General features: G+C 69.0%; 11 protein-coding genes. 4 read left to right on the forward strand and 7 right to left on the reverse strand.

Features of this window, described 5'->3' with window-relative positions; translation table 11 throughout:
* Positions 1-44 precede the first annotated feature (44 nt).
* Positions 45-998: an FKBP-type peptidyl-prolyl cis-trans isomerase gene (locus FBY39_RS15075; protein ID WP_141933283.1), complete on the reverse strand. Its 954-nt coding sequence runs from the start codon at positions 996-998 to the stop codon at positions 45-47.
* A 174-nt stretch (positions 999-1,172) separates the two neighbouring features.
* On the opposite strand from FBY39_RS15075, the gene FBY39_RS15080 reads away from it, so the two are divergent.
* A complete protein-coding gene (locus FBY39_RS15080) occupies positions 1,173-1,874 on the forward strand; it encodes a 1-acyl-sn-glycerol-3-phosphate acyltransferase (protein ID WP_141934268.1) in 702 nt (233 codons plus the stop codon).
* 669 nt (positions 1,875-2,543) lie between these two features.
* On the opposite strand, the gene FBY39_RS15085 is transcribed toward FBY39_RS15080, so the two are convergent.
* Positions 2,544-3,020: an OsmC family protein gene (locus FBY39_RS15085; RefSeq protein WP_141933285.1), complete on the reverse strand. Its 477-nt coding sequence runs from the start codon at positions 3,018-3,020 to the stop codon at positions 2,544-2,546.
* A 52-nt stretch (positions 3,021-3,072) separates the two neighbouring features.
* On the opposite strand from FBY39_RS15085, the gene FBY39_RS15090 reads away from it, so the two are divergent.
* From FBY39_RS15090 to FBY39_RS15100, 3 genes are read left to right on the forward strand one after another with little or no spacing between them, the layout of a single operon-like run.
* Positions 3,073-4,062 (forward strand): asparaginase, encoded by a 990-nt coding sequence (locus FBY39_RS15090; RefSeq protein ID WP_141933288.1) that lies wholly within the window; start codon positions 3,073-3,075, stop codon positions 4,060-4,062.
* Between the two features lie 57 nt (positions 4,063-4,119).
* Complete coding sequence (ald, locus tag FBY39_RS15095) at positions 4,120-5,235, forward strand: alanine dehydrogenase (protein ID WP_141933291.1); 1,116 nt, start codon at positions 4,120-4,122, stop codon at positions 5,233-5,235.
* Between the two features lies 1 nt (position 5,236).
* The gene (locus tag FBY39_RS15100; RefSeq protein WP_186336963.1) at positions 5,237-5,623 is read left to right on the forward strand and encodes a PPOX class F420-dependent oxidoreductase; all 387 of its coding nucleotides are present in this window, start codon (positions 5,237-5,239) and stop codon (positions 5,621-5,623) included.
* 34 nt (positions 5,624-5,657) lie between these two features.
* Here FBY39_RS15100 and FBY39_RS15105 read toward each other — a convergent pair whose 3' ends face one another.
* From FBY39_RS15105 to FBY39_RS15125, 5 genes are all read right to left on the reverse strand, one after another.
* Positions 5,658-7,223 (reverse strand): APC family permease, encoded by a 1,566-nt coding sequence (locus tag FBY39_RS15105; RefSeq protein ID WP_141933295.1) that lies wholly within the window; start codon positions 7,221-7,223, stop codon positions 5,658-5,660.
* 32 nt (positions 7,224-7,255) lie between these two features.
* Positions 7,256-10,168, reverse strand: coding sequence for an FtsK/SpoIIIE domain-containing protein (locus FBY39_RS15110; RefSeq protein ID WP_160133141.1), 2,913 nt, complete (start codon positions 10,166-10,168; stop codon positions 7,256-7,258).
* A 65-nt stretch (positions 10,169-10,233) separates the two neighbouring features.
* Positions 10,234-11,031 carry a PP2C family serine/threonine-protein phosphatase gene (locus FBY39_RS15115; RefSeq protein WP_141933299.1) on the reverse strand — a complete coding sequence of 266 codons (798 nt, stop codon included), beginning with the start codon at positions 11,029-11,031 and terminating at the stop codon, positions 10,234-10,236.
* Between the two features lie 97 nt (positions 11,032-11,128).
* A complete protein-coding gene (locus tag FBY39_RS15120; protein WP_141933301.1) occupies positions 11,129-12,121 on the reverse strand; it encodes an aldo/keto reductase in 993 nt (330 codons plus the stop codon).
* Between the two features lie 80 nt (positions 12,122-12,201).
* Positions 12,202-12,975: a large exoprotein gene (locus FBY39_RS15125; protein WP_141933303.1), complete on the reverse strand. Its 774-nt coding sequence runs from the start codon at positions 12,973-12,975 to the stop codon at positions 12,202-12,204.
* Positions 12,976-13,142: the final 167 nt, after the last annotated feature.

The following is a 13,142-nucleotide window of genomic DNA, read 5'->3' on the forward strand; positions in this document are numbered from 1 at the left end:
AGGCTAACGGAGCACTCTCCCGCCCCGAGCATGCCGCCCGCCGGTCAGGCTGCGGGCGGAGTTGCGGCGGCGAGGATGTCGACGACGAAGACGAGCGTCTGGCCCGTGAGGTCCTCTTCGTTGATCTCGCCCTCGCCGTAGGCAGCCGACGGCGGAAGGATGGCGATGACCTGCGAGCCGACCGTCTCACCGACGACAGCGTCTGCGAAGCCCTGGACGACGCCTCCGCTCGTGGAGAAGCTGAACGCCTGCTTGCCCCAGCTCTCGTCGAAGACCTCGCCCGAGTTCCACGACACACCGTGGTACTGCACGAGCACGCTGTCGCCCGCCTCTACGACGGCACCGTCACCCTTCTTGAGGGTCGCCTTTTCGAACTCGGTCGGGATGTCACCCTCGGGAAGAGTCACGGTGGGCTTGCCCGTCTCGTCGAGAACGACCGTCGGGAAGCCCTCGGGAGCGTCCTGCTCCTCGCCGCTGGCGACAGCCTCGGTCGTGCCCAGCACATCGAGCACCCACACGGCGGCCGGCGAGCTCTCCGATCCGGGGACGGCCATGACGATGCGGCTGCCGATGGGCGCGCAGCCGAAGAACTGGTCGGGACCCGTGCCGACCGAGACCTGGACGGGAAGGAGATCCTCGTCGTACCCCTCGGAAGCGGATTCCTCACCCGTCGTGGCATCGAAGATGGTGAGCGCGTAGTTGACCAGGTCTCCATCGGCGAGAGCATCGCCGTCGCCCTCGACCAGGAGCGTGCGCTCTGCCGCGTCCACCGTCAGGGGTGCGGAGAACTCGACCGTCGCTGCGGAACCGACATCGCCGGTCACATCGACGGACTCGACGGCTTCGCCCGAGGGAGCGGCCGCTGCGCAGAGATCGCCGGCAGCATCCCCCGTAGAGGTCGGCGACGGCGACGCGTCCGGACCGGAGCTGGTGCAGCCGGCGAGGACGAGTGCCGCAGCAGCGGCCAGGGACAACAGGGCGAGCGGGCGAGTGCGCACGGAAAACCTCGGGGTTGGATTGCGGGGGAAACTCCATCCTTCCGTACAAATCCTTTGGTGCGACTGTGAAACGACATTCCGATGCCGGAATGAAATCGGGAGTATCGTCGTCGGGTGACTTCCGAGGCTGCCCCCGCGGGCGATGACATCGAGCCTGTCCACGCTCCCCCGCGCATGGGCATCACCTACGCCGCGGGCCGTTTCGTCATCACTCCTCTCGCGCGACTCGTCTATCGACCGCGGGTCGAGGGCAAGCAGAACGTGCCCCGCACCGGCCCGGTGATCTTCGCGAGCAACCACCTGTCCTTCATCGACTCGATCGCGATCCCCGTCGCCGCGCCTCGTCCCGTCCACTTCCTCGCGAAGGCCAGCTACTTCGACGGATGGGCTTCGCGGCAGTTCTTCACCTCCATCGGAGCGATCCCCGTGCACCGCGGGGCGGGGCAAGCGGCGCTCGACGCCCTCGATCAGCAGCGCGTCCTGCTGGAGGACGGCCGCGCTGTCGCCCTCTATCCCGAGGGCACGCGGTCACTCGACGGTCGCCTCTACAAGGGGCGGACGGGCGTCGCGTTCCTCGCGCTCCAGACCGGAGCGCCCGTCGTCCCCGTGGGACTCATCGGAACCGACAAGGTCATGCCCGTCGGCGCGACCATGCCTTCCCTCACCCACCGCGTGACCGTGAAGTTCGGCGAACCGCTCGACCTCGCCCACCACGGTCCCGCGACATCGGGCAAAGCCCGTCGCCTCGCGACCGACGAGATCATGGCCGCGATCCACGAGCTCTCGGGGCAGGAACTGGCCAACGCCTACAACGAGGCACCCGCTCAGAACCCCATCGACCGCATCAAGCAGGTCCTCCCCCACGAGCGACGCTGACCGCCGAAGTTCGGCACGCCGCGACCAGCGCCCGCGGGGCACGGTTCGTCGCGACGGGGCGCACTTTCCGCGCCCCGTACGACGGATGCCGCCCCAAAGCCATCGCACCGAACCGCGCGGAGCGCCAGAAGTTCCGGACCCGCACCGGCACGCAGTTCGCCGCCGCCCGTCGATGGCGGGGCGCGCTTTGCAACCGCGGGGCGCATTCCACTGGCCCGGGGCGCACTCTCCGCGCCCCATACGACGGATGCCGCCCCAAAGCCACCGCACCGAACCGCGCGGAGCGCCAGAAGTTCCGGACCCGCACCGGCACGCACTTCGCCGCCGCCCGTCGATGGCGGGGCGCGCTTTGCAACCGCGGGGCGCATTCCACTGGCCCGGGGCGCACTCTCCGCGCCCCATACGACGGATGCCGCCCCAAAGCCACCGCACCGAACCGCGCGGAGCGCCAGAAGTTCCGGACCCGCACCGGCACGCACTTCGCCGCCGCCCGTCGATGGCGGGGCGCGCTTTGCAACCGCGGGGCGCATTCCACTGGCCCGGGGCGCACTTTCCGCGCCCCGCAGGACGGATGCCGCCCCAAAGCCACCGCACCGGCCCCACGGATGCCGCCCCAATCCGCCGCACCGGGCACAGCGCGCCGCGACAGCCCGGTGTTCCGCGCGGATGCTACTGGCCCGCGATGACGATCGTCGGTTCGTGCCGCACGGGGAAGTTGACCGAATTGGCGATGAAGCACCAGGCGTTCGCCTGCGCGTGCGCGGCGAGCGCGGCATCCGTCATCGAGGAGTCCACGACCGTCACGCGGGGCCGGAGCACGACCTCGTGGAAGGCGCCGCCTCCCTTGCCGTCCTGGCGCATGACGCCCGTCGCGTGGTCCTCGTAGGCGACGACGACGACACCCGCCGTGACGCACGCGTGAAGGTAGGACAGCAGGTGGCATTCACTGAGCGCCGCGACGAGGAGGTCCTCGGGATTCCATCTCGACGGATCGCCACGGAACGGCTTGTCTGCCGAGGCCAAGAGCGATGGCTTCCCATCGATGTCCATCGTCACCGATCGGTCGTAGTCGCGGTACCCGCTCGTGCCGGTTCCACGGTCTCCGGTCCACGTGGTCCGGACGGAATAGCGATGCTCACCGAACATGCGCAACAGTCTGTCATGACGGCGTAACACGCCTCAGCGATAGGCTTGCGGAGTGCCGCAGACCTTCCCCGTCTCGAGCTCCGTGGAGCTCGCCGTCGTCGAACGAAGCGGGTTCATCGAGTCCCGCCACGCAGGAGCCGCGATCGTGCTCGCGCCGGACGGAACCGTCATCGAGCAGCTCGGCGATGTCACGGCTCTCGTCATCGCACGGTCGAGCCTCAAGCCGCTGCAGGCGCTCGCGTGCCTGACGGCCGGCGCGCAGCTCGACGGCGAGCGTCTGGGACTCGCCACCGCCAGCCACGCCGGCACAGACCGTCATGTCGAGGTCGTGCGTGAGATCCTCACCTCTGCCGGGCTCGGTGAAGACGATCTGCGCTGCCCGCCCGCGTGGCCGAGCGACACCCCGACGCGCGATGAGCTCGTCCGAGAGCTCGTCGGACAGACGCGCATCCGCATGAACTGTTCGGGAAAGCACGCCGCCATGCTCGCGACGTGCGTTGCGAACGAGTGGGACACGGCGACGTACCTCGATATCAATCACCCCCTGCAGATGCACATCCGCGAGGTCATCGAACGGCTGACAGGCGAGAAGATCGCCGCGACGGCCATCGACGGCTGCGGCGCCCCCGTCTACGCGCTGACTCTCGCCGGCGTCGCACGCGCGATCCACCGGGTCGGCACGGCGTCGACGTCGTCCCCCTTCGCCCTCCACCGCAGCGCGGGAGCGCTCGTCGAGGCCGTCCGCGCCCACCCGTGGACGATCGACGGACCGGGTCGACCCGACACCATCGTCAACGAGCGGCTCGGAGTGTTCGCCAAGGGCGGCGCCGAGGGCTTCATGGTGATGGTCGCGCCGGATGGCACGACGACGGCTCTCAAGATCCTCGACGGATCGTCGCGTGCCGCGGCCGCCGTCGGGCTCCGACTCCTCGAGCGAGCCGGTGCCCTCGGGGCATCCGATGTCCTCGATACGCTCGCCAGGCTTTCGCTGTCGGTCTTCGGCGGCGGATCGGTCGTCGGGACTATTCATCCCGCGTTCTAGAGGCGCTCTCACGAGGAGCGCGAACGGCTCCGACGAGGGAGCGGAAAGGACCACACGATGAGGATCAGCGTCCCCACCGAGGTGAAGAACAACGAGTACCGCGTCGCGCTCACTCCCGCGGGAGTGCACGACCTGGTCGCCGTCGGTCACGAGGTCTTCGTCCAGCGCGGCGCAGGCATCGGCTCGTCGATGCCCGATTCGGAGTACGAGGCAGCGGGAGCGACGATGCTCGATGATGCCGCCGAGGTCTGGGACCGCGCCGAGCTGCTCCTGAAGGTCAAGGAGCCGATCGCGAGCGAGTACGCGCACTTCCGCGACGACCTCGTGCTGTTCACCTACTTGCATCTCGCTGCCGACCGACCGCTCACCGACCGTCTGGTGGCCGACCGGGTCACCGCGATCGCGTACGAGACCGTCCAGCTCGCGGGCGGAGGGCTGCCTCTCCTCGCGCCGATGAGCGAAGTGGCGGGCCGCCTCGCCCCGACCGTGGGTGCGGCGACCCTCATGCGGTCAGCAGGTGGGCTCGGCCTCCTCATGTCGGGCGTGCCCGGCACGCGTCCCGCGACCGTGACCGTCATCGGCGGAGGAGTGGCCGGAGCGAACGCCGCGGTCATCGCGGTAGGACTCGGCGCCGATGTCACGATCTTCGACACGAACGTGCAGCGTCTGCGCTACCTCGACGACCACTTCCAGGGGCGCGTGAAGACCGCGGCGTCCAACCCCCTCGATCTCGATCGCGCCGTCATCGCCTCCGATCTCGTGGTCGGCTCGGTCCTCATCCCGGGAGCCAAAGCCCCCAAGCTCGTCACCAACGACATGGTCGCGCGCATGCGGCCGGGCTCCGTGCTCGTCGACATCGCGGTCGATCAGGGGGGATGCTTCGAGGACACACGCCCCACGACGCACGCCGACCCGACCTTCCCCGTTCACGGCAGCATCTTCTATTGCGTCGCCAACATGCCGGGAGCTGTCCCCAACACGTCGACGTCGGCTCTCACCAACGCGACGCTGCCCTACATCCGCCAGATCTCGCGACTCGGCTGGCGGGCAGCGCTCAGGGCCGACTCTGCGCTCGCGGCGGGCCTCAACACGTTCGGCGGCGGTGTCGTGAATCCCGGCGTCGCGACGGCCCATGGCCTCAGCCTCGCACCGCTCGATGCGGCGATCGCCTGACATGGCCTTCCTTCTGACAGACGAGGGCCGTCGTCTCATCACCGACTACCACCTGGCGACGCTGTCTACGATGGAACGGCGCGGCGGCATTCACGTCGTCGCCGTCGGCTTCACCTTCGACGGCGAGTTCGTCCGCATCATCACGTCAGACGGCAGCCAGAAGGTCCGCAACGTCGAACGCGATCCACGTGCGACGGTGGGCCAGGTGTCGGGTCCGCAGTGGTTGAGTATCGCGGGTCACGCGACCATCGAGCGCGACCCTGCGGCCGTCGCTCACGCCGTGGAACTGTATGCCGCGCGCTATCGGCAGCCCCGAGAGAATCCTGCGCGGGTCGTCATCCGGATCGCGCCGGAGCGCGTGCTCGGTTCGGCGGGCATCTGGCGCTGAGGCGAGAGCCCGCCGCTCGTCGCCGGGTCGGGGATCAGATCCGCCCGCCGTCGACGGAGCGTGCGAACTCGCCGGGTTCCTCGGGGACCATGACGGGGGTGTCGCGATTGAGGCTTTCTCCGCGGAAGAACCGCTTCGAACGCGGGAACAGGAACCAGACGAACATGAGCACGACGCCGAGCGCGAGGGCGCCGATGCCGATGACGAAAGTTCCGCCGATCCCGAAGAGCACCGTGTATCCGTAATCGACATCGAACATGTCGATCGCGGACTGCACGAACGCGTAGGTGAGCATGAGCGCACCGAGGAGCGGCAGGACGAGCCGGTACACGACGTTGCGGGCAGAGGTGAAGAGCTCGCGCCGGAAGTACCAGACGCACGCGTACCCCGTGATCGCGTAGTAGAAGGCGATCGCGAGCCCGAGCGACAGGATGGAGTCCTGAAGGATGTTGTCACTGATGAGCGTCATGCCGACGTAGTAGACGGAGGCGACCACGCCCATCACGATGGTCGAGAACGACGGCGTGCGGTACGCGGGATGCACCGTCTTGAACTTCGCGGGAAGCGCGCGGTACACAGCCATCGACAGCGTTCCGCGCGCCGTCGGCAGGATCGTCGTCTGCGTCGACGACACGGCCGAGATGAGGACGGCCACCACGAGGACCCACCCGACGGGTCCGAGAAGCCCGTCCTTGATCGCGAGGAAGAAGTCGTCGGCGTTGGCCTCGTTGCCGAGGCCCGTCCCCGTGTCCCCGAGACCCGCATACATCATCGCGGCGATCGTGACACCGACGTACGTGAAGAGGAGGAGCACACAGGTGAGGAGAGCCGCCAGGCCGGGGATGCGCTTGGGATCCTTCGTCTCCTCGTTGAGCGCGAGGCACGTGTCCCATCCCCAGTAGATGAAGAGTGCGAGGAGGATCGCCTCGGTGAAGCCGCTCCACTCGGTGAAGGCGAAGGGGTTGAACCATTCCCAGTCGAACGGCGTCGGGTTCGGTGCCGTCCCGGCGAAGAACTGCCAGAGGGCCGCCACGACGAAGATCGCCAGTGCGAGGTATTGGATCGCGAGCAGGACGTTCTGAATACGCTCACCGATCTCGGTGCCGCGCCACGAGATGTAGGTCATGAGCGCGATGAACACGACGCCCGTGGCGGTGACGAGCGGCACGTTCTCGGAGAGCAATGCGCCCTCGGGATTGCCGACGATGCCGTCGACGAGGGCCCAGAGGTAGATCCCGCCGATCTGAGCGAGGTTCGCGAGTACGACCATTCCGGCCACCGCGACGCCCCAGCCGCCGAGCCAGCCGACCCACGGACCGAACGCCTTCGTGCCCCACGTGAAGGTCGTACCGCAGTCGGGTACCGCGTTGTTGAGCTCGCGGTAGGCGAACGCGATGAAGAGCATCGGGACGAAGGCGATGACGAACGCGATGGGCGCCTGCGCCCCGACCGCGAGGACGACGAAGCCCAGCGTCGCGACGAGCGAGTAGACGGGGGCCGTCGAGGCCAGACCGATGACGGTCGAGCCCCACAGACCCAGCGTTCCAGCTGCGAGCCCCTTGCCTTCGGGCCGCTCCAGGGAGATCGGGGTTGTTACCACCCCCTGAACGTAGAGTGACGGATCGGTGGGGGTCAAGAGCCGGAGCCACGACGATCCGACCGCACGTCGGCCGGGAAAAGGACGATCCGGACGGGATCGGCTCCCGCGCGGTGGATCCACGCGCGCCCTTCGCCCGGTCGAGCGAAGGGCGGAAGCTCGCGCGACGACGTCAGCACACGGTAGTCGAGCGCGCACGTAGTGTCGATCACGAGATCGTGGTCCGCCCTGACCGATGCGAGAAGACGCCACTCCCGCTGCCATTCGTCGGGGTCGCCGACGATCACGACCCGCCCGTCGGCCGTGACGGCAGGGTCAGCGACGTACGCGTCCACGTCGACGCAGCGGATGCCTCTTTCCGCCCACTCCGGCAGCAGGTCGCGCACGCGGGAGCGGTGGCGCGTCACAAGGCCCGTCAGGGCGGCATCGGGGTGCCAGCAGGGGTCGTCGCGCCTGTCGATGCTCAGCGGCGAGTGCGGGGCCTTCGCTGGTAGCGCGACCTGCACCGCGATCCGCTCGAGTCGTCCACGTCCGGCAGGGGCATCGACCGTGAACGTCGCAGGATCCCCGCCGACCGCGATGTGATCTGCACGACTGGGGAATCCCAGGACCAGGCGCCGGGGGAAGAGCTCTCCGAGCCGGGCAGCGGGTCCGGACAGTCGCTGCGCCGACGCGATCACGAGGCACCCGGAGTCGCCGGCACTCCGGATGACCCGTTCCATACGTTCGATGAGCATGGACGCGTAGTCCGCCGAGACGCGAGATGCGAGGGTGTCGAGGTCGTCGATCACGATGACGCCACCGATCGGCGACGATTCAGCCAGGCGCGTCACGGCGTCCCACGCTCCCTCCCCGTCGGGTGGAATCTCGATCACCTCGGCAGCCTGCCCCGCGAGCAACGCCAGCGCGGTCGATTTTCCCGCGCCCGGCCCGCCGAGGACGAGCAGCCCGCGGTCCTGGACCGTGACACCGACGACACGCTGGGTCTGCCGCTCGGGCTCGTCCGAAAGGCCCAGCACGAGCGTCCGTTCGTCGATGGCATGCGCGGCGGTGAGCTCATCGAGAGCGAGTTCACGTGGGAGATCCGGAAGCCACGGGCGGCGAGGACGAGGGCCACGGGATGCGGCCGCGACGCGCGCGATATCCGCGGCACTGGACAGGGCGACGCGGATCCGTTGAACCCCGTGATCCGACGGACGCCGCACGAGCGCGACACCGCGAGCCTGAACGTCGCCGGGGAGGTGAGCCGCGTCGTCGACGCCGATGATCGCGCGGCTGTCGGCTGGATCGGAGACCCGCAGGCTCAGTCGCAGCGGGCAATTCGCGAGGAGACTGTCGCGCACGACACCGGAGACCCTGTGGGTCCCCAGCACGAGATGGATCCCCAGTGCTCTTCCGCGCGCTGCGACATCGGTGAAGACCGCGTGCAGCTCCGGATGCTCGCCGAGGAGCGCCGCGAACTCGTCCACGACGACGACAAGGCGCGGGACCTCGACGCGCGGATCCCGCACATCGCGCGCACCGTGTCGGGCGAGTTCCGACTCTCGCCAGCGCACTTCCGCTCGCAGACTCTCGATCGCGCGCCGCGCTCCCGAACCGTCGAGATCCGTGATCACGCCCGCAACATGCGGGAGCGGCCGCAGCGCGTCGAACGCGGTACCTCCCTTGAAGTCCGCCAAGAGGAAGCTCACCTCTGTCGTCGCATGCGTCGCCGCCATCGAGAGGACCCACGTGATGAGCAGTTCGCTCTTGCCCGCGCCGGTGACGCCGCTCACGACGGCGTGCGGTCCGTCGGCGACGAGATCGACGCACGCCACTCCCGCGCCGTCGCGGCCGATCGCCGCCACGAGCCCGCCGATGGCGGAGGGAGGGGCGTCGGCAATCGTCTCAGCGAACTCGACCGGGCGATCGTCGACGACCGAAAGCCCGAGGCTCCGCCGCGCCCGCAGCAGCAGCGCCCGCGCGATCTCGCGAGCCTGCGGCACGCTCAACGCCTCGACGGCGACGCGTCGCACGGAACCATCGTGATCGAGGTGGGCTCGATCGATGCTCTCGACCGTGAGGATCGTACGGCATCCGGCAGGAAGCGGTTCTCCCGCCGCGATGACGGCGATGACGATATCCGCGTCGGGGAGGGGGCCGGACTGGATCGACAGGCGCTCCCCCGTCGTCGCGTGACGGTGGGGCAGCTCGTCCGCCCACTCCAGGCCCGGCTCGCCGGCACCCACGAGTCGGATCACACCCGGCGCGAGCGCGAGACAGACTTGCAGGACGAGCGCTCGATGCACCGCAGCGGCGAGGACGGGTGGCCCGACGATCGCCACCCCGCCCGCGAGATCGATCACGATCGGAGCCGCCGACAGAATCGCGGCCCGTGCGCGGATGTCGTCGGACTCGGGGTCACCCACCCCGCCCGTGACTCGCACGCCGCTCGGCGCATCCCCTCGTCCGACGACGATCCGGCCTCCGCGTTCGGGGACGTCACGCCACACGTCGCCGTCGCGGACCAGATAGCCTGCGGCATCGGGGTGCCGAAAGAGACGGCGCCGCCGCTCCGCGTGAAGCCGACGATCGACGTCTGCGCGCACGCGTTCTCGACGCTCGCGGGCCTCGGCCTCGTGGCGCCGGCGGTCGCGGTGCGCCGCTCGACGGCCGTCGAGCACGCTCGCGAGGGCGATCAGCGGGCCCAGGGCCGCGAGAACGAGCGCGAGAGGTGAACTCGTGACGAGCCACAGCACGACGGCCCCCACGATCGGGACGCTCGAGGCGACGAGAGGCACGGGCGGGCGGGCGGGTGCCGACCACGCATCGAGGAGAGCGAGGGGATCCTCCGGGGTCGCCGGCCCATCGATCGTCTCGACGGTCCCGACGACATCGCCGGAGGGCACGGGTGGGACGAGGGGGCCGGGTACGTCGACGGCACGACGCGGTGAGAAGGTCGTGGACACTCCTCGATTCCACACCGAGTCGCTTCACACGGATGCTCCCGTGACGAAGTCGTGGAGAACTCGCCTCAGAGCGCGTCTGGGGAGGAAAGGTCGCCGGCCCAGTCCGCAGCGACATCGAGGACGATGATCGAGACGTTGTCGCGACCCCCGTTCTCGAGGGCGGCGTCGAGCATCGCCTCGACCGCGGCGGCGGGGTCGGCGTTCTCGGCGAGGAAGTGCTGGATCCCGTAGTCGGTGAGTTCTTTCGTCAGCCCGTCGGAACACACGACGAAGCGGTCTCCGTCGATGACGTCGAGCCGAACGTAGTCGGGAGTGACACCGTCGCTGGGACCGACAGCGCGGGTGATGACATTCCCATAGGGGTGGTTCTCTGCCTCCTCGGGGCTGAGCCGACCAGCGGCGACGAGCTCCTGCACGACGGAGTGGTCGGTCGTGACCTGTGCGATCGAGCCGTCGCGAAGGAGATACACACGCGAATCACCGATGTTGAGGGTGACCCAGTGCGGCGCTGAGCCCGCGAGGTCGAGATACACGCCCGTGACGGTCGTGCCGGTCCCGTCATCCGTCGCCTGCGGGTGCGACGCGATGTCCTTGACAGCCCGCGACAGCGCCTTCTCGATCGCCTTGGGCGTCACCGCACTTCCCGGCAGGGAGGAGAGCCTGTCGATCGCACTCGCGCTCGCGATCTCGCCACCGATATGCCCTCCCATGCCGTCGGCGACGACGAACAGCGGGTAGGCGGCGAGCACGGCATCCTGATTGGAATCGCGCCGGCGCCCGCGGTGGGTCACAGCCGCCCACGAGAGCGTCACTTCGCCGGCGGGCGTCGTGACGGCGAGCGACTCGGTGGATACGTCGGGCACAGCCCCTGTCCTCCCGATCGGCCTGCTCACCCGGGTTCGTCCCTCGGACGACGGGCGTCATCACATCCTAGTGGGTTGTCGGCACCTGCCTCCGGCGTCACACCTTCGCCGCGGGGTCTTCAGGCAGGGGGAACATCGCATCGATCGCGGCCAGGTCATCCGCCGAAGGGCTCCACGCCGTCGCCGCGGCGGCATTCGACGTCACCTGCTCGGGGCTCGTCGCCCCCGCGATGACGCTCGTGACGGGGCCTCGTGACAGCAACCATCCGAAGGTCGCCTGGAGCATCGTGATGTCGCGCTCGGCGCAGAACTCCTGGTAGCTTTCGAGCGCATCCCACGGGGCCTCCTCCCACACGTGCGGACGCTGGCGCATGATGCGCGAGTCCGCCGGCGCGTTCTCCCGCGAGAAGCGGCCCGTGAGAAGTCCGTTGTGCAGAGGGAAGTACGGCAGAAAGCCCAGTCCGAACCGCTCCACCGCCGGGAGCACTTCGCGTTCCGCCGCTCGCGCCAGCAGGCTGTAGTGGTTCTGTGCCGACACGAATGGGATGCCTCGGCCCGCCGCCGCGACGTAATCCGCCTCCGCGATCTGCCACCCGGCCAGGTTGGAGTGTCCGATATAGCGCACCTTGCCCTCCCGGACGAGATCGGCGAGGACGTCGAGCGTCTCGGCGATGGGCGTCTCGGGGTCTGGGGTGTGGAGCTGGTAGAGGTCGATCCAGTCGGTCCGCAGTCGCGACAGGGAGCCTTCGACGGCTCTGCGCACGTACGACCTCGATCCCTTCGCGCCGGAGGGGACATAGCCCATGTCGCGGCCGAAGTGACCGAACTTCGTCGCGACGACGAAGCGATCGCGACGTCCTTCCAGCGCCTCACCCATGAGCGTTTCGGAGAGTCCGGGTTCGCGTCCGTACATGTCGGCGGTATCGAGGAACGTCACTCCGGCATCGAGAGCAGCATCGAGGACCGCCCGTGTGCCGTCGATCGTCTCGGTCTTCGTGCCCGGGCGGCCGAAGTTGTTGCACCCGAGTCCGACGGCCGAGACGAGGAGGCCGGAGGGACCGAGACGACGCTGAGGGATGTCGGAAGCCATGTCCCTACGCTACCCGCCGCGTCATAGACGTCATGAGGGCCCTCCCCCACTCGGGAAGGGCCCTCATGACGTGTGGAATGTCAGGGTCGTGGCGGCTCCGACGACGGCGGCTCGGGAGCAGCGGGCGGCTCAGTCGGCGGGGCAGCCGGCGGCTCGGTGGGCGGAGCAGCCGGCGGAGTCACTGGGGGCTGGGGCGCTGCGGCGGGGGGCGGTGCGTACCCCGACGGCGGTGCGGGCGGTGCGTACCCGGCAGGCGGCGCGGGCGGCTGGTATCCGGGAGGGGGCTGGTAGCCCGCAGGCGGGTATGCTCCGGCGGCTCCACCGGCCTGGCCCACGGGTGCGCCCGGCTGGACGGGAATGCCCTGCCAAACGGTCGTGTCCTTCAGGACCGTCGACGCCCACGGCGCGGGGCGAATGGCGGGGTTCCACGGCGACGAGGTGAAAGCGAGGATGCCGAGCCAGATGTAGACGCCGAGACCGGGGATGAGCCAGAGAAGCAGGAGCGGCCAGTCCTTGCCGAGCTTGAGCCCGACACGCCACCCCACCAGGACGCCCGCGGCGACAGCGACGAGTCCGAAGATCCAGCCGATGAAGGGAATCTGCCCCAGGATCGCCGACGCGCCGATCGCGATCAGCATGGCCCACGGCGAGAGATCTCCGAGCTTTGCGAGGACGAGCGTGTTGTAGACGGGGACCCACGCACGCCATTTGCCCTGCACACCGGCCTTCTCGAAGATCTTCATCAAGAAGAACGACGCGATGACGTAGCCGATGATCGAGAGGATGAACAGGATCGGCAACAGAACGAGGTAGAGGGCTACCAGCCCGCCGTACCCGTAGTCGTAATCGGACATGATCGGCCTTCCCACCATGAGTTCGGCGCAGACCGCGCCGGCGGGACGATGGCCCGCGACGCCATGCTAGCGATGACGGGGCCTTCGCGGCATCCGCATGTCACGTGTGTCGTCCGCGGTCCGGAGTGGATAGCCTGACCCCGCACCCTCGCCACCCGGAAGGACAC

Origin of the sequence: Microbacterium sp. SLBN-146 (genome assembly GCF_006715145.1) — a bacterium.
Classification (GTDB): Bacteria; Actinomycetota; Actinomycetes; order Actinomycetales; family Microbacteriaceae; genus Microbacterium.

Excerpts from the sequence above, each read along its gene's own strand:
- FBY39_RS15080 (WP_141934268.1), top strand. The coding sequence starts at position 1,173 with ATGGGCATCACCTACGCCGCGGGCCGTTTCGTCATCACTCCTCTCGCG.
- FBY39_RS15085 (WP_141933285.1), bottom strand. The coding sequence starts at position 3,020 with ATGTTCGGTGAGCATCGCTATTCCGTCCGGACCACGTGGACCGGAGAC.
- ald (WP_141933291.1), top strand. The coding sequence starts at position 4,120 with ATGAGGATCAGCGTCCCCACCGAGGTGAAGAACAACGAGTACCGCGTC.
- FBY39_RS15100 (WP_186336963.1), top strand. The coding sequence starts at position 5,237 with ATGGCCTTCCTTCTGACAGACGAGGGCCGTCGTCTCATCACCGACTAC.
- FBY39_RS15120 (WP_141933301.1), bottom strand. The coding sequence starts at position 12,121 with ATGGCTTCCGACATCCCTCAGCGTCGTCTCGGTCCCTCCGGCCTCCTC.
- FBY39_RS15125 (WP_141933303.1), bottom strand. The coding sequence starts at position 12,975 with ATGTCCGATTACGACTACGGGTACGGCGGGCTGGTAGCCCTCTACCTC.